This is a genomic window from Streptococcus pseudopneumoniae (assembly GCF_038148935.1).
Lineage (GTDB): Bacteria > Bacillota > Bacilli > Lactobacillales > Streptococcaceae > Streptococcus > Streptococcus pseudopneumoniae_U.
In genome coordinates this window covers 1-360 of record NZ_JBBJZX010000228.1, presented here as the reverse complement: position 1 = coordinate 360, position 360 = coordinate 1, and the positions used below count along the sequence as shown (strand labels likewise).

Annotated in this window: 1 pseudogene; it reads left to right on the top strand. The window is 42.8% G+C overall.

The features are described 5' to 3' along the window. Nucleotides 1-360, top strand: a pseudogene (locus tag WKI42_RS10745) (hypothetical protein); the annotation flags it as partial.

Sequence of the window (360 nt, the reverse complement as noted above, 5' to 3'; positions counted from 1 at the left end):
AGATTCGTAGAAACGAAGAAACTGTCAAATGGAGATACTGTTCATGTTTATGAAAAAGTAACACCACCAGCCCCTCAACCAAATCCAGGTAAGCAAAATACAACTACTTGGACAGATGAGAATGGAAATCCATTGAAACCAACTGAGCCAGGTTCTAAAGAACCGGGAACAATTCCAGGTTACGAATATGTGAAGACTGTGACAGATTCAAATGGAAATATCAGACATATCTTCCGCAAAGTTGAGATGCCAACTCCAACACCGGTTGAACCGACTCAACCAGCACAACCGGTAGAGCCAGCAACTCCAGCAATACCTGAACAGCCAGCTAAACCTCAAATGCCAGCAACACCTAAATAT